Source organism: Sulfuriferula plumbiphila, from assembly GCF_009938015.1.
Classification (GTDB): Bacteria; Pseudomonadota; Gammaproteobacteria; order Burkholderiales; family Sulfuriferulaceae; genus Sulfuriferula; species Sulfuriferula plumbiphila.
The window spans coordinates 1069821-1092181 of the sequence record NZ_AP021884.1 but is presented as its reverse complement, the minus strand read 5'-3'; the positions used below and the strand labels follow the sequence as shown (position 1 = coordinate 1092181).

Annotated in this window: 20 protein-coding genes and 1 pseudogene; 3 read left to right on the top strand and 18 right to left on the bottom strand. The window is 58.2% G+C overall.

All coding sequences use genetic code 11. The annotated features are described in order from the left end of the window. Positions 1-64: 64 nt before the first annotated feature. The 11 genes from GZH91_RS05815 to GZH91_RS05765 form a co-directional block, all read right to left on the bottom strand. Positions 65-2110 (bottom strand): sodium-translocating pyrophosphatase, encoded by a 2046-nt coding sequence (locus GZH91_RS05815; protein ID WP_147074017.1) that lies wholly within the window; start codon positions 2108-2110, stop codon positions 65-67. An 83-nt stretch (positions 2111-2193) separates the two neighbouring features. After that, positions 2194-2412 (bottom strand): hypothetical protein, encoded by a 219-nt coding sequence (locus tag GZH91_RS05810; protein ID WP_147074015.1) that lies wholly within the window; start codon positions 2410-2412, stop codon positions 2194-2196. 27 nt (positions 2413-2439) lie between these two features. After that, positions 2440-3693 (bottom strand): 6-phosphofructokinase, encoded by a 1254-nt coding sequence (locus GZH91_RS05805; RefSeq protein WP_147074012.1) that lies wholly within the window; start codon positions 3691-3693, stop codon positions 2440-2442. A 56-nt stretch (positions 3694-3749) separates the two neighbouring features. After that, entirely contained in the window at positions 3750-4124 is a 375-nt protein-coding gene (locus tag GZH91_RS05800; RefSeq protein ID WP_147074010.1) for a hypothetical protein, read from the bottom strand. Between the two features lie 6 nt (positions 4125-4130). Continuing rightward, positions 4131-4784, bottom strand: coding sequence for an adenylate kinase (adk, locus tag GZH91_RS05795; RefSeq protein WP_147074008.1), 654 nt, complete (start codon positions 4782-4784; stop codon positions 4131-4133). Between the two features lie 101 nt (positions 4785-4885). Next, entirely contained in the window at positions 4886-5641 is a 756-nt protein-coding gene (gene kdsB / locus GZH91_RS05790; RefSeq protein WP_147074007.1) for a 3-deoxy-manno-octulosonate cytidylyltransferase, read from the bottom strand. A 79-nt stretch (positions 5642-5720) separates the two neighbouring features. Beyond that, positions 5721-5900, bottom strand: coding sequence for a Trm112 family protein (locus tag GZH91_RS05785; protein WP_147074005.1), 180 nt, complete (start codon positions 5898-5900; stop codon positions 5721-5723). Beyond that, the gene (gene lpxK / locus GZH91_RS05780) at positions 5893-6897 is read right to left on the bottom strand and encodes a tetraacyldisaccharide 4'-kinase (RefSeq protein WP_147074003.1); all 1005 of its coding nucleotides are present in this window, start codon (positions 6895-6897) and stop codon (positions 5893-5895) included. The genes GZH91_RS05785 and lpxK overlap by 8 nt, the downstream gene beginning before the upstream one ends. Further along, on the bottom strand, positions 6891-8009 hold the full coding sequence (locus GZH91_RS05775; protein ID WP_147074001.1) for a glycosyltransferase N-terminal domain-containing protein: 1119 nt from the start codon (positions 8007-8009) through the stop codon (positions 6891-6893). Before GZH91_RS05775 ends, lpxK begins: the two co-directional genes overlap by 7 nt. Before the next feature lie 42 nt (positions 8010-8051). Next, entirely contained in the window at positions 8052-8474 is a 423-nt protein-coding gene (locus GZH91_RS05770) for an ExbD/TolR family protein (RefSeq protein ID WP_147073999.1), read from the bottom strand. Further along, entirely contained in the window at positions 8471-9076 is a 606-nt protein-coding gene (locus GZH91_RS05765) for a MotA/TolQ/ExbB proton channel family protein (RefSeq protein ID WP_147073997.1), read from the bottom strand. The genes GZH91_RS05770 and GZH91_RS05765 overlap by 4 nt, the downstream gene beginning before the upstream one ends. A gap of 390 nt (positions 9077-9466) precedes the next feature. Between GZH91_RS05765 and xseA the strand changes: the two genes are divergently transcribed. Beyond that, positions 9467-10810, top strand: coding sequence for an exodeoxyribonuclease VII large subunit (gene xseA, locus GZH91_RS05760; protein ID WP_147073995.1), 1344 nt, complete (start codon positions 9467-9469; stop codon positions 10808-10810). 105 nt (positions 10811-10915) lie between these two features. Beyond that, positions 10916-14827 carry a DUF1631 family protein gene (locus tag GZH91_RS05755; RefSeq protein WP_147073993.1) on the top strand — a complete coding sequence of 1304 codons (3912 nt, stop codon included), beginning with the start codon at positions 10916-10918 and terminating at the stop codon, positions 14825-14827. A gap of 5 nt (positions 14828-14832) precedes the next feature. Here GZH91_RS05755 and miaA read toward each other — a convergent pair whose 3' ends face one another. Continuing rightward, positions 14833-15753, bottom strand: coding sequence for a tRNA (adenosine(37)-N6)-dimethylallyltransferase MiaA (miaA, locus tag GZH91_RS05750; protein ID WP_223264584.1), 921 nt, complete (start codon positions 15751-15753; stop codon positions 14833-14835). A gap of 26 nt (positions 15754-15779) precedes the next feature. After that, on the bottom strand, positions 15780-16775 hold the full coding sequence (locus GZH91_RS05745; protein ID WP_147073989.1) for an integron integrase: 996 nt from the start codon (positions 16773-16775) through the stop codon (positions 15780-15782). A 149-nt stretch (positions 16776-16924) separates the two neighbouring features. Between GZH91_RS05745 and GZH91_RS05740 the strand changes: the two genes are divergently transcribed. Beyond that, positions 16925-17545, top strand: a complete 621-nt coding sequence (locus tag GZH91_RS05740; RefSeq protein ID WP_147073987.1) for a cation transporter — start codon at positions 16925-16927, stop codon at positions 17543-17545. 214 nt (positions 17546-17759) lie between these two features. On the opposite strand, the pseudogene GZH91_RS05735 reads toward GZH91_RS05740, so the two are convergent. The 5 genes and pseudogenes from GZH91_RS05735 to GZH91_RS05715 form a co-directional block, all read right to left on the bottom strand. Further along, positions 17760-18294, bottom strand: a pseudogene (locus tag GZH91_RS05735) (IS110 family transposase); the annotation flags it as partial. A 464-nt stretch (positions 18295-18758) separates the two neighbouring features. Next, positions 18759-20150 (bottom strand): multicopper oxidase family protein, encoded by a 1392-nt coding sequence (locus GZH91_RS05730; protein WP_147073985.1) that lies wholly within the window; start codon positions 20148-20150, stop codon positions 18759-18761. Positions 20151-20152: 2 nt separating this feature from the next. Beyond that, a complete protein-coding gene (locus GZH91_RS05725; RefSeq protein ID WP_147073983.1) occupies positions 20153-21532 on the bottom strand; it encodes a TolC family protein in 1380 nt (459 codons plus the stop codon). Then, positions 21529-21825 carry a hypothetical protein gene (locus GZH91_RS05720; RefSeq protein WP_147073981.1) on the bottom strand — a complete coding sequence of 99 codons (297 nt, stop codon included), beginning with the start codon at positions 21823-21825 and terminating at the stop codon, positions 21529-21531. The genes GZH91_RS05725 and GZH91_RS05720 overlap by 4 nt, the downstream gene beginning before the upstream one ends. A 111-nt stretch (positions 21826-21936) precedes the next feature. Further along, positions 21937-22347: a hypothetical protein gene (locus GZH91_RS05715; RefSeq protein ID WP_170227452.1), complete on the bottom strand. Its 411-nt coding sequence runs from the start codon at positions 22345-22347 to the stop codon at positions 21937-21939. Positions 22348-22361 lie beyond the last annotated feature (14 nt).

Here is a 22361-nt window from a genome sequence, read left to right as displayed (position 1 = left end):
GGCAGTATGCATTTAACACGGCCTGGCTTCGGTCCGGCCTTTTTTCATTTTAGCTGTCCGAGCCTTACAGCAGCGGCACAATCAGCAGTGCAACAATATTGATGATCTTGATCAGCGGGTTGATAGCCGGGCCGGCAGTGTCCTTGTAGGGGTCACCCACGGTATCACCTGTGACCGCGGCCTTGTGTGCTTCAGAGCCTTTGCCGCCATGATTACCCTCCTCGATATATTTCTTGGCGTTATCCCAGGCACCGCCACCAGTGGTCATCGAAATGGCAACGAAAATACCGGTGACGATGGAACCCATCAGCACGCCGCCCAGTGCCTTGGTGCCTGCGCCCGGTCCCATCAGCGCGGTCATGCCCAACGCCACGACGATAGGCACCAGCACCGGCAGCAGCGAGGGGATCATCATTTCCTTGATGGCGGCACGGGTGAGCATATCCACGGCCCTGGAATAATCCGGCTTGGCCGTACCCGCCATGATGCCGGGAATTTCCTTGAACTGGCGGCGCACTTCCACCACCACGCTGCCTGCTGCACGACCCACGGCCTCCATACCCATGGCGCCGAACAGATACGGCACCATGCCGCCAATGAACAGGCCGATAATCACCGCCGGATCGGACAGGGAAAAATCCACCAGTTTGCCGGCGTGTTCCAGGGTATGCGTATAGTCGGCGAACAGCACCAGTGCCGCCAGACCGGCTGAGCCAATCGCATAGCCCTTGGTAACCGCCTTGGTGGTGTTGCCAACGGCATCCAGCGGGTCGGTGATGTTACGCACGCTGGCTGGCAAATCGGCCATTTCCGCGATGCCGCCCGCGTTGTCGGTGACCGGGCCGTATGCATCCAGGGCCACGATGATGCCGGTCATGGACAGCATCCCGGTAGCGGCAATGGCGATACCGTACAAGCCCGCCAGCGAATAGGAGACGAGAATGGCCACGCACACCGCCAGCACCGGTGCGGCGGTGGACCGCATGGATACCCCCAGCCCGGCGATCACGTTGGTACCGTGACCCGTTGTGGAAGCCTGCGCGATATGGCGTACCGGTGCGTATTCAGTGGCGGTGTAGTACTCGGTAATGAGCACCATCGCCGCGGTCAGCGCCAGTCCGACCAGACCGCACAGATACAGATTCATCACGCTGTAGCTGCCGTTGTCCGCCATCAGCCACTGGGTCACGGGATAGAACGCCAGCGCCGCCAGCCCGCCGGATACGATCAGGCCGCGGTACAGCGCGTTCATGATTTTGCCGCCTTCGCGCGCATTGACGAAGAACGTGCCGATCACCGACGCAACGATGGACACGCCGCCCAGCACCAGCGGGTAAATCATCGCGCCAGCACCCGCGGTGTGCAGCACCAGGCCGCCCAGCAGCATGGTGGCGATGATGGTCACGGCGTAGGTCTCGAACAGGTCGGCCGCCATCCCCGCGCAGTCGCCCACGTTGTCGCCCACGTTGTCGGCAATCACCGCCGGGTTGCGCGGGTCATCTTCAGGGATACCTGCTTCCACCTTGCCGACCAGATCCGCGCCCACATCTGCACCCTTGGTGAAAATGCCGCCACCCAGCCGCGCAAAAATGGAAATCAGCGAGCCGCCGAAACCCAGACCAATCAGCGGCGAAATGTTGACGACCGTGCCGGCCGGCGTCGTAGCCGCCAGGAAAGCATAAAAGCCCGCCACACCCAGCAGTCCCAGACCCACGACCAGCATGCCGGTAATGGCACCACTGCGGAACGCCACTTTCAATGCCGGATTGAGCCCTTCACGCGCAGCCTCTGCGGTACGCACATTGGCACGCACCGAGATATTCATGCCAATGTAGCCCGCCGCCGCAGACAGCAGGGCCCCCAGCGCGAAGCCTGCGGCGGTGAGTTTGCCGATGAAGATGAAAATGAGCACGAACAACACCACACCCACCATGCCAATGGTGCGGTACTGACGATTGAGATAGGCTTGCGCGCCTTCCTGAATCGCCGCTGCGATTTCTCGCATACGCTCGTTGCCAGTGGGCTTGGCCAGCACCCATTTAATGGAAACCAGGCCATATATTATGGCAAAAACAGCGCAGGCGAGCGCCAATACTAGACCATCCGACATACTTCATCCCTCCTTGGATTACTTGTGCGAATCGGAGCCTGTTCCGGCCGGCTCATTGCCTTGCAACTTTTCTCATTGCTATTTCAATACGGCTTGCCGATGGCAAGACCACCCTCAAAACGCATACCCGGCTCAAAGCCGAAAATTTCGGTGAGATTCACCTCCTGTATCAATTGATCCACAGCCTGCTGACCATGCTCGCGCTGCACTTCCGAGAGGATGAGCTTGGCGGAATTGCCGTTGTAGAATCCGCCGAAATTGGCCTGAACAGCAAGCAACTGGCGCGCGCGGTCTAGAGTCATGGTGGGAGGGTCAGCCAGCTGCGCGCATCAAATTTCAAACGCCTTCAATTTTTTCGCCACCGCCACATTCTTCAGTGTCACATATTGCGGCAGACCGTCTTCATATCTGGGATAGTCCTCTCCCTGAATCAGTGGCGCCAGGTAACGGCGGCATTTTTCGGTAATCCCGTAGCCGTCCTTGCTGATGAAGTCACGTGGCATGAATTTCTCGACGTTGGCGACCTTGGACAGGGGCGCCATACCGATCTTGTATTTGTAGGGAGAATCAGAGATGCGATCCACCGTGGGCATCACCGAATTATGTCCCTTGATCGCCAGCTCGACGGCCTTTTTTCCCAGCTCGTAGGCCTGCTTCACATCGGTCTTGGAGGCGATGTGGCGTGCCGAGCGTTGCAGGTAATCCGCCACCGCCCAGTGGAACTTGTAACCGTGAGCCAGTTTGATCATGTTGGCCACTACCGGCGCTGCGCCACCGAGCTGGGCATGACCGAAGGCATCGCGGGTGCCCTGTTCGGCAAGGAATTTGCCGTCGGGGTAGTGGCAGCCTTCGGACACCACGATCGTGCAGTAGCCGGATGCATCGACTTTTTTCTTCACCGCCGCGAGGAATTTTTTCTGATCGAATTCGATTTCCGGGAACAGGATCACCACCGGAATACCCTGGTCAGCCACCAGGCCGCCAGCAGCGGCAATCCAGCCGGCGTGACGTCCCATCACTTCGATGACAAAAACCCTGGTCGAGGTCTTGGCCATGGAACGCACGTCAAACGAGGCCTCCAGCGTGGACACGGCGATGTATTTGGCAACGGATCCAAAACCGGGACAGCAGTCGGTAATGGGCAGGTCATTGTCCACGGTCTTGGGTACGTGGATGGCCTGGATCGGGTAGCCCATGGATTCGGACAACTGCGAGACCTTGAAGCAGGTATCAGCGGAATCGCCGCCGCCATTGTAGAAAAAGTAGCCGATGTTATGCGCCTTGAACACCTCAATCAGCCGCTCGTATTCGCGCTTGTTGGCTTCCAGGCTTTTCAGCTTGAAGCGGCACGAGCCGAAAGCACCGGAGGGAGTGGAGCGCAGCGCGGCAATGGCAGCGTCGGTTTCCTTGCTGGTATCAATCAGGTCTTCGGTCAGCGCACCGATAATGCCGTTGCGGCCTGCATAGACCTTGCCGATCTTGTCCTTGTGCTTGCGCGCAGTTTGAATCACGCCGCAGGCCGATGCGTTGATGACCGCGGTGACGCCACCCGACTGTGCGTAGAAGGCATTTTTTTTCGCCATTTATGTTTCCTTCCAAAAATGAAAACGCCAGCGGGTTGCCCTGCTGGCGTATGGGTTTAACAGATGTCCTTGCCGGTTTTGCCTGAAGTCACGCCCGCCTGTTCTTTTTCGTGATCGGCCTGCACTCTCAGCAACACCAGCACACAGTCGCCGAGGTCATCGTATTCCTCGCGCCCGGTGCCGAACATCTGATGCACCCGGTAGAAAAACATGCTGCGGAAGCGTCCTTCGCCCACCTTGGCGATGACGAAACTGCAATCCCGCTGTTTCCAGAACAGGCACGGACAGGTGGTCAGCTCACGGTCTTCCGGGTATATGCGCAGTTCGGTGTCGGCGACCTCGACCGGCACAGCGTGCCCGTAGCGTTCCTTGACGGCGCTCTCCACCACGCTGCGTTCGGTGTCGCTGAAATCCGCAATGGCGCTTCCCATGAGTGCTTAACCCAATGCTTGAAAAATGGAATCGCGGATCCCTTCCACCTTGCCGGTACCCGTAACCTTGACGTATTTCGGCGCGCCAGCTGCACCACTTGCCGCCCATCTGGAATAGTAGGCTACCAGCGGTTCGGTCTGCGCGTGGTAAACATCCAGGCGTTTTTTCACTGTCTCCTCAGTGTCGTCGTCGCGCTGGATCAGGTCTTCACCGGTCACATCATCCTTGCCGGCGACCTTGGGCGGGTTGAATACCACATGATAAGTACGCCCCGATGCCAGGTGCACGCGGCGACCCGACATGCGCTTGACGATTTCTGCATCGGGCACGTCAATTTCAACCACGTAATCAATCGGCACCCCGGCGGCCTTCATCGCTTCGGCCTGGGGAATGGTGCGCGGAAAACCATCGAACAAAAAACCCTTGGCGCAATCGGGTTGCGCAATACGGTCTTTCACCAGACCGATGATGATATCGTCCGATACCAGCTGGCCGGCATCCATTACCGCTTTGGCGGCTTTGCCCATCTCGGTGCCAGCGGCAATCGCGGCACGCAGCATGTCGCCGGTGGAAATCTGCGGGATGCCATAGCGTTCCTTGATGTAATTGGCTTGTGTGCCCTTGCCCGCGCCGGGGCCGCCCAACAGGATCAGTCTCATCTCTTACTCCATGGTTTATTTTACTATGACAGCCCGTGAGGGTATTGGATTTCAGGCCATTCTGAATACTCAATTTTTTTTATTCAAACATAAAACCAGTTTCAAACCCATAGCCGGCGCACCATTGCGAGGTCTTCTGCGGTATCTACGCCAAGCGGCGCAGGCTGCCCGCTCACCGCCACGCTGATCTTGTAGCCATGCCACAACACGCGCAGCTGCTCGAGAGACTCAAAGCGTTCGATGGGGGCCGATGTGAGTCCCGCATAGCGCCGGAGAAAGCCGGCCCGATAGGCATACAGGCCGATATGGCGAAACACCGGCAAGCCTTCCGGCAAACTTTGTCCCGCCGCAAAAGCATCGCGCGGCCAGGGAATGGGCGCGCGGCTAAAATACAGCGCGTAGCCCTCTATATCCATTACCACCTTGACCACGTTGGGGTTGGTCAGCGTGGTGTAGTCATGAATCGCATGGCAGGCGGTCGCCATCACTGCTTCGGGGTGCAGTTGCAGCTCGCGCGCGACGGCGTGGATCAGCGCGGGATCAATCAGCGGCTCATCACCCTGCACGTTGGCCACAATGGCGTCGTCATCCAGTTCCAGCTTGTCCACCACTTCCGCCAACCGGTCCGTGCCGGAGGCATGGTGTGCCGAGGTCAGCAGGGCCTGATGGCCGTGCTCCTCGACCGCCGCGATGATGCGCGCATCGTCTGCCGCCACCCATACCGCGCTGGCACCGCTCTGCGCTGCGCGTTCAGCCACCCGCACCACCATGGGCTTGCCGGCAATGTCAGCAAGCGGCTTGGCGGGCAGGCGCGTGGAGGCATAGCGCGCCGGGATGACTGCGATGAAATCGGTCATGAGCCCCCCTAAAAACTCATCGTTCGCCTAAAGCCCAGGCACTCGAAAAATTTGCAATTTGCGCTTTTGGAAGCATCCATCAGACTTCTTCGGTTTCTGCCAGCCTGCGCGCTTCACCCTCCAGCATCACCGGAATATCGTCGCGGATGGGGAAAGCCAGGCGGTCGGCCTTGCAGATCAGTTCCTGCTCGGTTTTTTTGTACACCAGCGGCCCCTTGCAAAGCGGGCAGACGAGAATATCCAGCAGTTTGCTATCCATGACGGTTTCCTAGTTTGGCGAGCACGAGCCCGAGAAGGTCTGGTTGTATGGACGCCTGCACCGGCAGCGCCCACATGTTTTGAGCCGCGAATGCGCTACATTTTACCGCATCTTTACTGGTCATCAGGATCTGGCCCGAGTAAGCGAGATCGGCGGCCCGATAGGCATGATGATCGGGAAAGGCATGATACTGCGCGTGGATGCCCAGGGCAGCAATGTGGTCAAAAAAACGCTGGGGATGGCCGATACCGGCAATGGCATGGATTTCCTGTCCGACAAAATCGGCGGCGCGGACGCTGCGAGAAGGGTCCGCGAGGTTCACAAAACACGCGCCTTCCAGGCGCATCGAATAAACCGGCAGCATGGCAGGCAAATTCAGTTGCGCCGCCTCTGGCTGGTTCACCACAATGGCATCTACGGCGCCCAACCTGACCACCGGCTCGCGCAGCGGACCAGCGGGCAGCGGACGGCCATTGCCAAAACCGCGCGCACCGTCCACCACGGCAATTTCCACAGCGCGCGCCAGACGATAATGCTGCAAGCCATCGTCGGAAATCAGCACGTCCACCTCCGGGTGGGCTACCAGCAATGCGCGTCCCGCTGCAGCACGGTCGCGCCCGACCCATACCGGGCATTGGACCAGGCTTGCCAGCAGCACAGGTTCATCGCCCACGCGCGCCGTATCGCTGTGCATGCCTGCCTGCTGTGGAATATGGGCGCTGCCACCGTAGCCGCGACTGATCACCCCAGGGTGCCAGCCATGTATTGCCAGCTCGCGTGCCAGCCAGGCGACCAGCGGGGTTTTGCCGGTGCCGCCAGCGCTGATGTTGCCGATCACGATGACCGGCACCGGCAACGTTTGGGCACGCAGCATGCCGACCCGATAGAGCGTGCGGCGCAAGCCCGCCAGCAGACCAAACACCCAGCCCAACGGAATCAGCAACAAGTGCCAGAGCGTGGTGCCCTGCCACTGCCGCGTGATCCAGCTGCTTACCATTCAAATACCCGTTCCACCAGTTCCCGGCTTACCGATTCCGCCAGCCGCCGTTCCTGCCAAAACAGCCGCCGCGCGGTGTCGCCGTGTTTGCGCGCGGCAATCGGCGCATCCCGGTAACTGTACCATAACGCGGCGACATCCGCCGTCTCCGCTACGGCTTCTGTCAGCGCGGCTTTGGGCAGCCTCATCCCGGGAGCACGCGACAACGCCGCTCCTCCCGCCATTGCCTGCCACAGCACTGCCGCATCAAACCGCACCAGGTGGGCTGCCGTCACCGCCGCGGCGATACCCGGCAACCACTTGCTGTCATCCACCCACATCACGCTGCCGCCCGCGGGTGGTTCGCGCTTCCAGCTACTCATGCAAATCACTGCTGCTTGCGGACGCTCCCCGCTGACAAACAGGATATCCTGCGGCGCCCGGCTGAACAGTACCTGTGCCAGTTCACCCGCATAGCCTGGAGTGGCGCCATGCAACCACCACAAATGCCGTTCCGCGTTGCCATTGACCAGCGATTTGAAATTGGGATCTACCTGCGCCTCGACTAGAATGGCACGCATGTCGGCGACAGGTGCCTGATTTGCCAGCGCTGTGGCAGTCTCATTGCTCGCATACACACGCTCGCAAGCGAAATCGACCTGACCGGGAACATTCACCGCCAGCAGGTGTGGCCGCCCAGCCAGCGCTGCCAGCAAATTCGGGCGCACCTGCGTACCTACCAGCACCACGCCGAATGGCGCGAAGCGCTGCAGCACCCGCGCGGTTGCCTGGGGATGATCGCATGGCGCATAACCCCAGCCAGTCTTGTCGCAATCATCCAGCAGTGCCAGCAGTTCCGGGTATTCATGCTCGTACGTCAGCACCAGGCGAATATCCAGCCGCCGCGCCCGGATGGCGCGCAGCAGCTCCACCGCCAGACGCACGCTGTCGCGTTCCGCCCCGGCAATAATCCACACCACCTTGCCGCGCTCGCCCATCGGCTTTAGCCAGCCCCATCGCGCGGCGACGCGGTGCATCAACCCGGTCTTACGGTCACGTCGATCAGCCAGCCACAGACCAAGACGATTGCTGCCAAAGGGGTCGGTCCAGGATTTGGCTGTGGGATGACTCATGGGAACGGGGAAACATCGGCTGGCAGCAGCCAGCCAGGATAATTAGCGGATTTCGCCCCGCTGGGTGGCGAAGGTGACGCGCACCAAGCCTGCCTCACGCGCAGCTTCCATCACGTTGATCACTGACTGATAGTTGGCTTTAGCGTCGGCGTTAATGACGATCACCGGTGCGGCGGCACTGCCTGCCGCTTTTTTAAGGGCATCGGACAAACTCGCGATGTTGGCAAAATTCACTGCCGCATCGTTGATCTGGTAATTACCGGCGGCGTCCACCGCCACATTGATTTGGGCCGGTTTTTCCTTGGCTGGTTCACCGGCGGCCTGGGGCAGGTTGATCTGCAATTCGGAGAATTTGGCGTAGGTGGTGGTCACCATCAAAAAAATCAAAATCACCAGCAACACGTCAATCATCGGAATCAAATTGATTTCCGGCTCATCCCGGTGCTGGCCGCGCTGGAAATTCATGTCCGCTCACCGTGCACCATTTCCACCAGCTTGATGGCCTGCTGCTCCATCTCCACTACCAGGGCTTCCACACGGGTGCGAAAAAACCGGTAGAAAATCATGCTGGGGATCGCCACAATCAGGCCAAACGCCGTGTTGTACAGTGCAATCGAGATACCATGCGCGAGTACCGCCGGGTTGCCGCCTGAAGGCGTTTGCGCGCCGAAAATTTCCACCATGCCGATCACCGTGCCGAGCAGGCCAAGCAAGGGCGCAATCGAAGCAATCGTGCCCAGCGCAGTGAGAAAACGCTCCAGATCGTGCGCTGCCGCGCGTCCGGCCTCTTCGATGGATTCCTTCATGACCTCCCGGGGCGCTTTCGCATTGCGCAAACCCGCGCCAAAAATGCGCGCCAAGTGTGAGCCCATGGACAAGCGGCCCAGCATCTCCGCGGTTACGCCCTGCTTGCGGTACTCCTGCACCACACCCTCCAGCAGGCCGCGCGGGGCAACTTCTTTCTGACGCAATGAAATGAAACGCTCGATGATGATGGCAAGCGTCAGCACAGAGGCTAAAATCAGTGGCCAGATCGGCCAACCGGCTGCTTCGATAATGGCTAACACGCATGAACTCCCGGGAATCGAAAACGTGCGTCACTTTAGCTTGGCAAGCCAGTTTCGGCAAGGGCGGCACCGGGAGTAACGGTGATGCAATTTCCAATTTCCAGATTTAGCACACATTGTTCATGATATGGCTACAATGACGATGCTAACTTGCCAGCCCGCAAGCTTTTTTTCAGTTGCCCACAAAAGCTGTGGATAACTTTGTGGGTAAGATGTTCAGCTCACCCCTAAGTAACCAGCAGATAAAGAAATTTTATCCGTCGCTGTATTTTTAATCGTATAATTTTTGTTTAAAAACATGATGTTATAAAAAACCCTGTTGCATCAACCCATTAAGCTCAACGCTCATGTTAAATTTCCGTGACTGTGGAAGAACTTCTTGACAAAAACATGATCACGCCCCTGTTTTCTCCTCCCGCCCAGCCCGTGCTGAGTGTCAGCGCACTCAATCGCCTGGCGCGCGAGACGCTGGAACAAACGCTACCGCTGGCCTGGATCGCGGGCGAAATTTCCAACCTCACGCGTGCTGCCTCGGGGCACTGGTATTTTTCGCTCAAGGACGCCAGCGCCCAAGTACGCTGTGTCATGTTTCGCGGGCGCAACCAGTTTATTGACTGGCTGCCAGATAACGGAATGCAGGTGGAAGTACGCGCCACGCCGACCCTGTATGAGGCACGTGGCGAATTTCAGCTCCAGGTGGATAGCCTGCGCCGCGCCGGACTGGGTGCGCTGTTCGAGGCATTTGAACAGCTCAAGGCCAAACTGGAACAAGAGGGCCTGTTTGATTCTGCCCGCAAGCGCCGCCTGCCCGCCTTCCCGCAGCGTATTGGCGTTGTCACCTCGCTCCAGGCGGCAGCATTGCGCGACGTGCTCACCACCCTCAAACGCCGCATGCCCGCCCTGCCGGTGGTGCTATACCCAACACCGGTGCAGGGTGCGGACGCCGCAGTGCAGATCAGCGCCGCACTGCAAAGCGCTTATCGAAGAGCCGAATGCGACGTGCTGATCCTGTGCCGGGGGGGCGGCAGCATTGAAGACCTGTGGCCATTTAACGAAGAAATCGTGGCGCGCACGGTAGCCGCCAGCCCCATCCCCATCGTGTGCGGCATCGGCCACGAGACCGACTTCACCATCGCCGACTTCGCAGCCGACCTGCGCGCTCCCACCCCCACAGCGGCGGCAGAGCTGGCCAGCCCCAACCGCACCGACCTGATCCACAAGCTGGAACTTAACCAGGCGAGACTACGGCGCCTGGCACGCCATCGACTCGATACCCACAGCCAGCAACTGGACTACCTGGCACGCCGACTGGTGCATCCGGGGCGCAGGCTGGAAGCCCGGCAAGCTGCCCTCGGCCACCTCACGCAGCGCCTGCGTAACGCGATGGTAACCGCCCGGGAACGCCGCCACTGGCACCACAGCACGCTCGCCCGGCGGCTCCTGCAGGCCAGCCCCGATTTCGCCGTTCGGCAGCTTGCCCTTGCTGCCCGCGCCGCCGCGCTGACACGTGCCATGCACTTGCAACTCGCCCATGCCAATCAGGAAACCGCCCGGCTTGCCAGCCACCTCACCCACCTCAACCCGGAAGCGGTACTGGCGCGCGGCTACAGCATCGTGCAAAACGAACAAGGCGACATTATTCACGGCAGCGACCAGATTCGGGTTGACGAATCTCTCAACATCCGCCTGGCGCGCGGGCGTGCCCGAGTGAAAGTCACCGGCCACTCCACATGAGGAAATCACGTCCTGCGGGGCTGGATAATATTAATTTAGTGAATGCGCGCCAAAAAAACGTTAATTCAGCGCATGGGTAGCTTAACTCTCCGGGACTGATTGCTTATGAATCGATCTGCCGAAAGACGCCAATACAAGCGGTTCCGGGTATTGCAACCCGCAATTCTGAAAAATGGCTGGGCCGGGTCGTTGCCATGCGAAATCAATGATTTCTGCCCGAAAGGCGTCCTTGTATCCTTATTATTACCGGATTCCGGTATATATCCCGCATCTGTCCCTGCCCTGCAGGACCGGATAATTACCATCGAATTTCGTCCGGATCTGGCCGGCGCGGACTTGTATCGACTCTCCGGAAGCGTTGTGCGCGTTTCTCAGAACTCCCTGGGAATTGCAGTAGAAAATTTCCCGATAAACGCCTTCCTGGACTTGACACGGGTAGCGGAAGAAAGCGCCAGGACCTCCACGCCGAACCCGGCGCATGCCTTTCCCCAACCCCGGGTTGATACGGCTAAAGCCAGATGCCACGAGCAATTTATTGCTTTCATCAAACAGGTTATCCAGGACTTCTATGAAAACCTGGAGGACAAGCTGATTCAGGCTGCCTACCAGTCCCCTGATTTCACAGAAAACCGGCTCATCAACACCCTCTACCCGTTGCTTTTCTCGCGTCGCGCAGAAATCGAGCTGGCGTTTCTGGATGCGTCATATCTCCAACAAATATTCGATCAACGGCCCGCCTCGGTTGACCAGTACCAAAGCGAACAACTATCCCTGGTCGATATCGACGATTTTGAAGATTGGCTAAACGTCTCCCAGGTAATCAATGAGCTGGGCTTTGAACATCAGTCCGCAATAGAAAATTTTGAAATACGATACCGGGTACTGGCCTCCAGCGCTGCCACTGCGCACGACAACCCGTATGGGCCTTATTTCATTTTTCAGACTTTTCGCAAAACCATATCGGATATTGACCTGAAATATACGGTCAGGGCGGTACTGTACCAGACATTTTTCGAGTCGCTTTCCCGTTTTTTCGGGGATTTTTATCAGGGCTTAAACGAAACTGTCGCGTTCGTGCCGGCGCTCAGGAATCCAAAGGCCGCCGCTGTGCAAGACAGCGGGCCCGCACAGAAAACAAAAAATTCGGACACCTCTCCGAATCAGGCCGGGCAAACGCTCGCACCTGATCGGAACGGCAAACCGCCGTCCTCCCAACGCACCACTGGCCCCGCTTCTGATTCTATCGGCAACGATCAGCGGGAGTACAAGCTGGACAATCTACTGCACTATTTAAGTGATCCTAAGACCGAATTTAGGTCGCCGATCGACCATCTCGTTTTCCGCGGGCATGCGAATTTCGCAGATTCGTCTACCCCGCGGACCAGCAGCCTGATACCTGCGGTGAACAGCCTGTTCAATGCCGCTCACAACGCGCAGCAAGATAACTTCAAATATGGCCACACCGGCACTCAGCCCTCCCCAGGCGCCAATATCCCTGAGGGCAGAGCCAACCTGGAAAAAATACTGAACGTGCTGGACAGCGTCCGACTCCGGCAAAACTGCGGGATCGAACAAAACGACCACGTTTCAATCAAGCGGCGATTGACTACGGAGCTGCCGCAGCTCGAGGGCAGCGAGGCGGGCAGTGATAAATATTTTCAGGCCATACGGCTTTTTGATGCGCTTCTCAGCAAACCGCTCACGGACGATGCCCAGGGTTCCGATATTCGCGCCCTGCTCAAGAAACTGGAGATGCCGCTGCTCAAGCTGGCTTTGCTGGATGAAAAATTTCTGGAGTCGGACGCGCATCCCGCGCGCCAGACGGTGAATCTGTTCGAGCGCTACTACGTGGCCGCCGATGATTCCGGAAAAATATTCGATCCCAAGCTGCTCCAGCTCCTGCACCAACTGGCCAATCGGGTGGTGGACAATTACGAGGCCAACCCCGCCGTCTTCGACGAAGTGAACGGGATATTGGCCAGCCTGCTTGGACCCATCGAAAACGCCAGGAAAAAAAACGCACGCCGGATTCAACTGATCAGCGAGGGCGGCGAGAAAATCTGCCTGGTTCGAGATCAGGTAGAGCAGGAAATTCGCCTGCGCCTGGGCGGTAAAATGGTGCCGAAAATTATTCTGGTTTTACTCGATACGGGCTGGCGCCATTATCTGCAGATGACTTCCCTGCGCCAGGGCCAGGACAGCATGGAGCACCAACGCGCCCTGGCGCTGCTGGACGATTTGCTCGCGTTGCTGGCACCTGATGCGATCGTCAAAGGAATCGATGCGAAAAAAACTCACATCCTTGTCACTTACATTTCGGAAAAACTGAAAGAAACGCTCTTCGACGAAGCGGCCATCGAAGACATCACGCAAGATTTATCAAAACAGTTGCAGGGGAAAAAACCCGTCGAATTTCAGTTCCATGGCTCGGGCGAACCTGATGCGACAGGCAAACACAATCCGGGCGATGCGAAAATCCGCCAATTGCGCAAAGGGGATTGGCTGTCCTTCGACCAGCAGGGAAGCCAGGTGCCTCACCAATTGGTCTGGTCGAATCTTTTGCAAAGCCGATTCGTTTTCACCAACCGCTCCGCGACAAAAAAGCGCCATCTGGAACAGCACGACCTTGCGCACGCTATCAAAACCGGTACCGCAATCAAGATCCCGGGACTGGACGCGCCATTCATGGAGCGCTCGGCGCACAAGGTCATGCTCGATGCCTACGAATGGCTCTACCACCAGGCGACGCATGATCCTGAAACCGGGCTGTTGAACCGCAAAGGCTTGATGAACCAGCTTGAGAAAATTTTTGCCGGTGACGGCACAGAAAATCAGGGCGCCATTCTGTGCCTGATGATGTTCGACCAGCTCAAGGCAATTTATCACAGCTGTGACCAGGCCGAGGCTGAAGCCTCGTTGCTTGCCGTGGTTGCGTCCTTAAGCAAGGAGATTCAGCCAAGCGACCTGTTTTCGCGTTTGGGCGAAGATGTATTTGCAGTCCTGTTCAGGGGACGCACTCTCGACAAATCTTATGTCGCCGCTCAAAACATGGTCTCCCGAATCAAGGAACACCGCATCACATGCCAGGACAAAAGCTTCGTGCTGGGGGTGAGCGCAGGCATTGCAGAACTTTCTGCGGATGCAGATTCCCCGTCCACGCTGATTAAAAATGCCGGATCAGCCTGCGTGGCTGCAAAATCAATGGGGTCAAACACGGTCCAGCGTTATGAAAATACCAGCTCGCAAATAAAATCCGAGCAGGCGCTTTTCGAATGGGCAGGCATTATCGACAAAGCACTCAATGAAGACCTGCTGTTTCTGCGCTGTCAAAAAATCCAGCCAGTACTGTCAGATAACGGGAGTTTGCCCCACTATGAGATTCTGCTTGGCCTGCACGACAGCCTGGGGATACAGCCGTTCGACTTCATTCGTGCCGCCGAACGCTGGAAGCGTTGCCCCGATCTTGATCTCTGGGTACTGCGCAACAGCTTCAAATGGATCAGGAAAAACGCCGCGCAGCTTGGCGTCATAAACGGCTTCTCGATCAACCTGTCTGGGCTATCGCTGGTTAACGAGAATGTGCTTGATTTTATCCGCAATACGCTCGACGCAAGCGACCTGCCGCCAGAAAAAATCATCTTCGAAGTAACCGAGAGCGCAGCCATAGAAAGGCTGGATGCGGCGCAGGATTTCATAGACAAAGTCAAAGCTTACGGCTGCCGGTTCTCATTGGATGACTTTGGCAGCGGTTACTCCTCATTCGCCTATTTGAAAAGACTTAAAGTGGATTATCTAAAAATAGACGGCGCATTTATCCGCGATATGCTGAAGGAGCACGCCGATTTTTCCATGGTCAAATCGATGCACGAAGTCGGCCACGCGCTTGGCCTGAAAACCATCGCCGAATATGTGGAGAGCGACGCCATTTTCGACAAGGTGAAAGAAATCGGCATTGATTACGCACAAGGCTACGCGATTGAAAAACCTGTGCTCCTGCACCAACTGATTCCAGTCTAGCCGCGTTACTGCAGCCTGCTATCCAGTTCGGCGGTCACCATCGGCAACACGCCCAGGCTGGCATTGTCCGCGTATGATGGCTCGACCCGGATAATGTCCTGCATCCCGCGCAGCCAGGTCAACTGACGCTTGGCCAGTTGACGTGTGGCGAAAACGCCGCGGTCGCGCATCTCGTCCCGGCCGTATTCGCCTTCCAGATATTCCCACACCTGCCGGTAACCCACACAGCGCATGGACGGCAGCGCCGCATCCAGCCGATATTTTTCGCGCAAGGCGCGTACCTCATCAATCAGCCCGGCGCCAAGCATGGCATCAAAACGCCGTGCAATCCGCCCATGCAGCAACGCACGGTCTGCCGGCACCATGGCTATCGGCAACAGGCGATACGGCAGCGTATTCGCTCGCCCTGCGCGCCAGTAATCCGACATCGGCCTGCCGGTCAGCCGCACCACCTCCAGCGCGCGCTGGATACGCTGCGTATCGGTCGGCTGCAAACGCGCCCCGGATTCGGGGTCGAGCCGTGCCAGTTCGGCGTGCAGCGCGGGCCAGCCGCGCGCCGCAGCCTCGGCCTCGATGGCTGCGCGCAAGGCAGCATCCGCCTGGGGCAAATCCGTCAAGCCCTCACGCAGCGCCTTGAAATACAGCATGGTGCCACCCACCAGCAGCGGCACCCGTCCGCGCGCGGTGATGTCCACCATCAAGGCCAGCGCATCTGCACGAAAACGCGCAGCAGAATACACCTCGGTCGGGTCGATCAGGTTGATCAAATGATGCGGCGCAGCGGTGAGCATAGCCGCATCCGGCTTGGCCGTGCCGATGTCCATATCGCGATACACCAGCGCCGAATCCACACTGATGATCTCCACCGGCAGCCGTTGCGCCAGCTCCACCGCCACCCCGGTTTTGCCGGAAGCGGTCGGACCCATCAGGAAAATCGCCGGCGGCAGCGCCGTCACAGCACATCCAGCGGGCTGGCCACGCCGCGCCCGCCCCGGTTCAACACATGCGTGTAGATCATCGTGGTCTGTACATCCTTGTGCCCAAGCAACTCCTGCACGGTGCGGATATCGCAGCCCGCTTGCAACAGGTGCGTGGCAAACGAATGGCGCAGCGTATGCGGCGACACCGGCTTGGTTAAACCTGCATCGCGTGCCGCCTGCCGCACGGCCCGTTGCACCGCCTGCTCGCTCACATGATGGCGACGCTCCACATGACTGCGCGGATCAAGCGAACGTCTGGCTGCGGGAAACACATATTGCCAATGCCATTCACGCTCGGCTGCAGGATACTTTCGGGCCAGCGCAAAGGGCATATACACATCGCCAAAGCCCTCTGCCAACTCACGATCATGCAAATCTTTTACCCGGGCCAAATGACGTTGCAACTGCTCGACCAAACTTTGCGGCAACATCGTCACCCGGTCTTTATTCCCCTTGCCTTCACGCACAATCAACTCGCACCGTGCAAAATCGATATCCTTCACTCGCAGCCGAACCCCCTCCATCACCCGCATCCCTGAGCCATACAACAGACGCGCAATCAATCCGCTAGTGCCCTCAACCCGCTCCAGCAAACGTAACGTTTCCTGCACGGTCAGCACCACAGGCAAGCGCTTGGCGTTTTTCGCCTGAGCCACCTCCCCCAACCAGGGCAAGTCAATCGCCAGCACATCCCGATACAAAAACAACAAAGCGCTTTTCGCCTGATTCTGTGTTGAAGCGGAAACCTTGCCCACCACCGCCAGATGCGTGAGAAATTGCTCAACCTCAACAGCGCCCATTTCCCGGGGATGACGCTTTTCATGGAATAAAACAAAACGCTTTACCCAGTCGGTATACGCCTGCTCAGTCCGAATGCTATAGTGCTTCAGCCGTATTTTGTCCCGCACCTGATTCAACAAACGCGGGGCATTGGAATCTGTTGGGGAGAGCGTTGAGGATTGACGCATTTTAAATTCCTGATAGGACGGAAAATAATATCACCATGATTGATATTTCATCATATTATGCCGTTTCATCCGCATTATACGTCAGTGTGACGCATTACTTTCTGTGTTTTAGGACGGCTACTTTACGTTAGGCATCTTCAGAACAGACAATGGCTGATTGTTGCAACGACAAGGCTTTCGAGATCGAGGCACTTCGCACTCGCCAAAGCTCGACGCTCAAAATAGTCCTGGGCATTAATGCTGTAATGTTCGTAGTAGAGCTCACAGCAGGACTGCTCGCCAATTCCGTCTCATTGGTCGCGGATTCGCTGGACATGCTGGGCGATGCTTTGGTTTACGGCTTCAGCATTTACGTTGTCGCACGCGGTGCAAGAATGAAAGCCATTGCTGCTTTATTCAAAGGCAGCATCATGGCTGCGTTTGGTCTTTTCGTTCTTGGGCAAGCCATTTACAAGATCATTGTTCCGCATGTCCCAGTGTTCGAGGCCATTGGCGCTATTGGCCTACTCGCACTTGCCGCAAATAGTTTATGTCTGGTTTTACTCTGGCGGCATCGAGCCGACGACATCAATATGAGTTCGGTTTGGTTGTGTTCTCGCAACGACATTATTGCGAATGTCTCGGTACTGTTCGCCGCCTTGGGCGTGTGGCTCACCAATTCGGGTTGGCCCGACATCCTGATTGGCTTGGCGCTTGCCGTCCTGTTCCTTCGGTCAGCACTGCTTGTGTTACGCGGGGCCATGACGGAGCTTCAGGCAATCAATGCCTAACAAATCGCTCAACACGGACGTGCAAAAGCGCCGCTTCGCTCTGCTTTTGCACGCCGGTTAGCTCCACGTTGGGCGCCATGATAAGCATGCTCAGAAACCTTGGTCGACACTCGCAGGAAATGCTTGCTGCCGCTGGATCATGACGGGGACTGCGCAAAAGCGCGCAGCGCCTCAATTTGAACGTTGGGCCTAACCAGAACACGCTGCGCGGCGGGAGAGATAACCAATACTTGCTGCGCGCATTTTCGCGCGCCGCTTGTGAAATCGCTTGGTCATAGCGGGCTATTTGCGCATCGAGTTGACCCGCGTGCGCCAGCAAGCCCCCGATGCAGCGCTGGACGTAGCCCGGCAGGTCTTCAAGATGCTGGCCGATGTGCTGGCGCAGGCCGGTGACCTTCTGCGGCAGAACGATGCCGAATTCAGCCATCAGGCCGGGGGACGGCTTCGCAGATGGCGGCCGCATCGGCGGCGGCGTTCTTGCCGCGCTTGCCGCTCATCCGGTACGGGGTGACGAACTTCGGCGCCATCAGTTTGACAGTGTGGCCGTGCTGACGGCACAGGCGTGCCCAGTGGTGGGCGCCGGAGCTGGCTTCCATGCCGATCAGGCACGGTGGTAAATTGGCAATTAGCGGGCAGTAACGGGTCGCGGCTTAGCTTGGGTTTGACCAGTTCTGCCTTGCCGCTTTCATTCACGCCTGCACAGCGAAAAGAGTCTTGGCGGGATCAATGCCGTTGGTGATAATGCTCATGACTTTGCCTTCCTGGTGGTGTTGATGAAAGCGATGAATAAAAATGACTTGTCAAAACGCGCAGTATTCAATGATCGTGGACTGGGGAAGGGTCAAGCGACTCCCGAAGACCGGGTTGCCTGACCCCTCAAGCAGTTTTTCTGCAGCCTCGTTGAGGGCTCACGATGACCACGCTTGGTCCCGTAGAGCGTGTAACGACGGCTCTGCGGGATGGCGCGGGTAATGATGACGGCGATATGCGGCCAGACAAATTCGCCTGGTGATGGGGGTGCCGCTGTCCTGATGCGGGGCATACAGGCGCGCGCCCACAGCCGCCAGGGTCGCATTGCCGGGTCAGCACCCAGGGTGCTGACCCGGAGCCGGCGGTCTTCTACTGGCTGATCCCGGACTTTTTTTGAGCCAGTCCGGCTCCCTCTTCAGCCGGCAGGACTATCGGGCTATCACGTATGGAGCATTTACCACAATCAGTGCTCATGCACCCCGCCACGCTTGATGTTGAATACTGGCTGCGCCGCGCCGGATGGGGCGGCAGATGTGGCGTCGGGCTTGACTGGTGCACTGGCTGCGGCGGGCATTTCACCGGTCCATTCGTAGGCCCGCGTGCCAGGTGGCTGGTGATACCAGCCAGGGTCTTTGTAGTCATTGCGGGCCAATCCTTCACGCACTTTGACTACGGTGAACATGCCTCCCATCTCGATGGGGCCAAACTGCCCCTGGCCGGTCATCATTGGCAGGGTGTTATCCGGGATGGGCATCTCCATATCTCCCATCGAGCCGCCCTTGTCGCCCATTACCATGTAATCCGGCACCAGCTTGGTGATCTTCTCGGCAATGCCCTTGTGATCGACGCCGATCATGGTCGGCACGCTGTGCCCCATGGCATTCATGGTGTGATGCGATTTATGGCAGTGGAATGCCCAGTCGCCCGGCGCATCGGCGACAAACTCGATGGCGCGCATCTGGCCGACGGCAATATCGGTGGTCACCTCCGGCCAGCGCGCCGATTTGGGCACCCAGCCGCCATCGGTTCCGGTGACTTCGAAGTTGAGTCCGTGCAGGTGCAGCGGGTGATTGGTCATGGTCAGATTGCCGGCACGGATGCGCACCCGGTCGCCTTTTCTGACGACGAGCGGATCGATTCCGGGAAACGCCCGGCTGTTAAAGGTCCACAGGTTGAAGTCGAGCATGGTATTGATCTTGGGCGTGTAGCTGCCCGGCTCGACGTCGTAGGCGTTAAGCAGGAATACGAAATCCCGGTCGACCGGCATGAAACCGGGATTTTTCGGATGCGTAACCCAGAAACCCATCATTCCCATCGCCATTTGCGCCATTTCATCGGCGTGCGGGTGATACATGAAAGTGCCGGGGTGACGGGCAACAAATTCGTAGACGAAGGTTTTGCCGGGTTGGATCGCCGGCTGCGTCAGCCCGCTCACGCCATCCATGCCGTTTGGCAAAATCTGCCCATGCCAGTGAACGCTGGTGTGCTCGGGCAGCTTGTTGGTCACGAAAATGCGCACCTTGTCGCCTTCGACCACCTCAATCGTGGGGCCCGGGCTCTGGCCGTTATAGCCCCACAGATTGGCTTTCATGCCGGGCGCAATCTCGCGTACCACGGGTTCGGCCACCAGGTGGAATTCCTTCCAGCCGTTTTTCATGCGCCATGGCAGACTCCAGCCGTTCAAGGTGACCACCGGGTTGTAGGGACGACCATTGGACGGCAGCAACGGAGGCATGGTGGCAGGATCCGATTGGGTAACGGCTTCCGGCAGCGAGGCAGCCTGCACCCGGCTTACCATCGCGGCGCCCATCAGCACCGCACCCGATGCGGACAAAAAATCTCGACGACTGGTCATGGTCACTCCTTGTTGGATAGGTTGGCGGGCAGATTACCGCCCAGGGCTGCTGAGAGATCAGTCTGGGCGACCCAGTAATCTTTCAGCGCATTGATGTAGCCATTCACACTCAGCACCTGTTCGCGCGCATCCGCCAGCAGCTCGAATACGCTGATGAGCATGCCGTTGTAGCGCAGCAGGTTCTCATCCGATATCTGCTTTCTGAGCGGCACGATGTTGTCGCGGTAATGTCTGGCAAGATCGTAGGCGCTGCGATAGCCAAGATAGCTCTCACGCACTGCGCTGCGGGCGTTAACGGCGGTTTCGGCGAGGTGATTGACCGACTGCATATAGATCGCTTCGGCCCTGGCTACGCGCGCACTGCCCCAGTCGAAAATCGGGATCTCCAGACTGAGTTCATAGCCCGTGGCGCGCGGCAACCCGCTGTCGGTATTGCGCACGTACCCCAGATCGAGCACGTTGATAAAGCGGGTCGTACGCGTGAGACCCAGCGATGACGCGAGACTGGCCGTCTGCTGTCTTGCCGCCTGAATATCGAGACGATTATTGATGGCAAATGCCTCGGCATCCTTCACTTGCAGCGGCCTGGCTGGCAGGTCAGGCAAGCGTTCAGGCAACTGGAACTGCGTCTCGTCGCCCCACAAGCCCAGCAGGCGGGTCAGTTTTTCGCGCGCCATCACCGATTCCTTTTCAGCACGCGCCACTGCTGCCGTGGCATCGGCATAAAATACCTGCTCGCGATCCTGCTCCAGCTTGCTCCAGTTGCCCACCCGCGCCATGCGGTTGCCCAGTTCAGCGCCCGCCTCCGCCGCCGCATTGACCTGCTTGGCATAAAGCACACTTTGCTGGGCAGCCACCGCCTCGAAATAGGCTTTGCGCGTGTCGGCGGCCAGACGCAGCACTTGATTGGCCACTTGCAGCTTTACCGCCTCAAAGCGCTGCTGCTCCAGGCGGCTTGCCTGTGGCAGCATGATGAGGTTGACCAGGCTCATCGTAAAGGTGCGCTCGATTATCGTATCCGCGCCCTGTGTGATGTGCTTGAAATCAAACCCGGGATTGTGTAGACGTCCGGCCTGCACCAGGTCCGCTTCGGCGATGCCCAGCTCGGCATACCCGGCCTGTAGACCCCGATTGTTCAATAGTGCAATTTGTACCGCATCATCGGCAGTCAGCGGTTTTGCCAGCAGGTTTTTGATTGAGGCGTCAATAGCCCTCGCGTCATCACTGCTGCGTACCGGCCTGACCGTTTTGCCAAGCCGCGCTTCGGCAATCTGCGCCACTGAATCAAACCCGCCATCTTTGGAGAACGTCGCGCAGCCGCCCAGCAGCAGCGTGAGCGCAACGCCCAGCACCGTTCGCCGCATAAATGAATAGCTGCTCATGGTTTGCCTCCATGCTGATGTTTGCCGGCATCGCCCGACATATCCATGCCGCTCATCTCATCCTCCTTGCCAACGGCAGCGTTGGCAGAGCGCCAGTTTTTGGCCGGCGACCCAGCGTCTTCAACGATGACACGGTAGTCATCCAGCGGTGATTGATAATGCAGCGCAGGTACCGTTACCTGCGCATCGGCAGGGTCAGGCAGCCCGCTGGCACCGGGCTCGCCCTGTGCCAGCGCGACCAGCGGCAACGCCGACAACAGCGCCGCACACGCAAATGCTTCTAATGAGTTCATGGCAATCCTTGTTCGTCTGTAAGCAGAATTCTGTCACCGCAATCAATTCGGTGGCGAAACAATAGCGAGTGCGGGCAGACCCCCTGACGGGGGCATGCGCCGACTCGCTGACTAAACGAAAGAGCTTTGTGGAGGACGTTCCGGTGTTGCCGAAACGAAACTGCGGAATACCCGGGGGCGGAAAGGAATGGCCTCGCTGCCATAAACTGGCATGGCAGAAACAGCAATGACCGGCGGGGCAATCACCACGCCAACACAGCCGGCCAAGCAGGAACTGCATGTGCCAGCGTTAGCGTGGCTGCCACCGGTCGACATGCAACAATCGGCATGATCCATAGACGCGGCCGCAGGGTGCCGGGGCATCTCATGCCCGGCGTGATCGGCTGGCATCATCGTCATCTGTTGTTGCGTGGGCACGCAACACATCATCGCCGCTGCTGCGAACCCCTGAACGGGCGCGGAAAGCAGCAGCAACCAGACGACAATGGTTTTAAACAGGATTTTCATGATGCCAAAATTCAAACGATATCACTGCC

Excerpts from the sequence above, each read along its gene's own strand:
- kdsB (WP_147074007.1), bottom strand. The coding sequence starts at position 5,641 with ATGACCGATTTCATCGCAGTCATCCCGGCGCGCTATGCCTCCACGCGC.
- lpxK (WP_147074003.1), bottom strand. The coding sequence starts at position 6,897 with ATGGTAAGCAGCTGGATCACGCGGCAGTGGCAGGGCACCACGCTCTGG.
- GZH91_RS05720 (WP_147073981.1), bottom strand. The coding sequence starts at position 21,825 with ATGAACTCATTAGAAGCATTTGCGTGTGCGGCGCTGTTGTCGGCGTTG.
- GZH91_RS05785 (WP_147074005.1), bottom strand. The coding sequence starts at position 5,900 with ATGGATAGCAAACTGCTGGATATTCTCGTCTGCCCGCTTTGCAAGGGG.
- GZH91_RS05730 (WP_147073985.1), bottom strand. The coding sequence starts at position 20,150 with ATGACCAGTCGTCGAGATTTTTTGTCCGCATCGGGTGCGGTGCTGATG.
- GZH91_RS05815 (WP_147074017.1), bottom strand. The coding sequence starts at position 2,110 with ATGTCGGATGGTCTAGTATTGGCGCTCGCCTGCGCTGTTTTTGCCATA.
- xseA (WP_147073995.1), top strand. The coding sequence starts at position 9,467 with ATGATCACGCCCCTGTTTTCTCCTCCCGCCCAGCCCGTGCTGAGTGTC.
- miaA (WP_223264584.1), bottom strand. The coding sequence starts at position 15,753 with ATGGGTCCGACCGCTTCCGGCAAAACCGGGGTGGCGGTGGAGCTGGCG.
- adk (WP_147074008.1), bottom strand. The coding sequence starts at position 4,784 with ATGAGACTGATCCTGTTGGGCGGCCCCGGCGCGGGCAAGGGCACACAA.
- GZH91_RS05770 (WP_147073999.1), bottom strand. The coding sequence starts at position 8,474 with ATGAATTTCCAGCGCGGCCAGCACCGGGATGAGCCGGAAATCAATTTG.
- GZH91_RS05745 (WP_147073989.1), bottom strand. The coding sequence starts at position 16,775 with ATGCGTCAATCCTCAACGCTCTCCCCAACAGATTCCAATGCCCCGCGT.
- GZH91_RS05800 (WP_147074010.1), bottom strand. The coding sequence starts at position 4,124 with ATGGGAAGCGCCATTGCGGATTTCAGCGACACCGAACGCAGCGTGGTG.
- GZH91_RS05775 (WP_147074001.1), bottom strand. The coding sequence starts at position 8,009 with ATGAGTCATCCCACAGCCAAATCCTGGACCGACCCCTTTGGCAGCAAT.
- GZH91_RS05755 (WP_147073993.1), top strand. The coding sequence starts at position 10,916 with ATGAATCGATCTGCCGAAAGACGCCAATACAAGCGGTTCCGGGTATTG.
- GZH91_RS05810 (WP_147074015.1), bottom strand. The coding sequence starts at position 2,412 with ATGACTCTAGACCGCGCGCGCCAGTTGCTTGCTGTTCAGGCCAATTTC.
- GZH91_RS05725 (WP_147073983.1), bottom strand. The coding sequence starts at position 21,532 with ATGAGCAGCTATTCATTTATGCGGCGAACGGTGCTGGGCGTTGCGCTC.
- GZH91_RS05740 (WP_147073987.1), top strand. The coding sequence starts at position 16,925 with ATGGCTGATTGTTGCAACGACAAGGCTTTCGAGATCGAGGCACTTCGC.
- GZH91_RS05805 (WP_147074012.1), bottom strand. The coding sequence starts at position 3,693 with ATGGCGAAAAAAAATGCCTTCTACGCACAGTCGGGTGGCGTCACCGCG.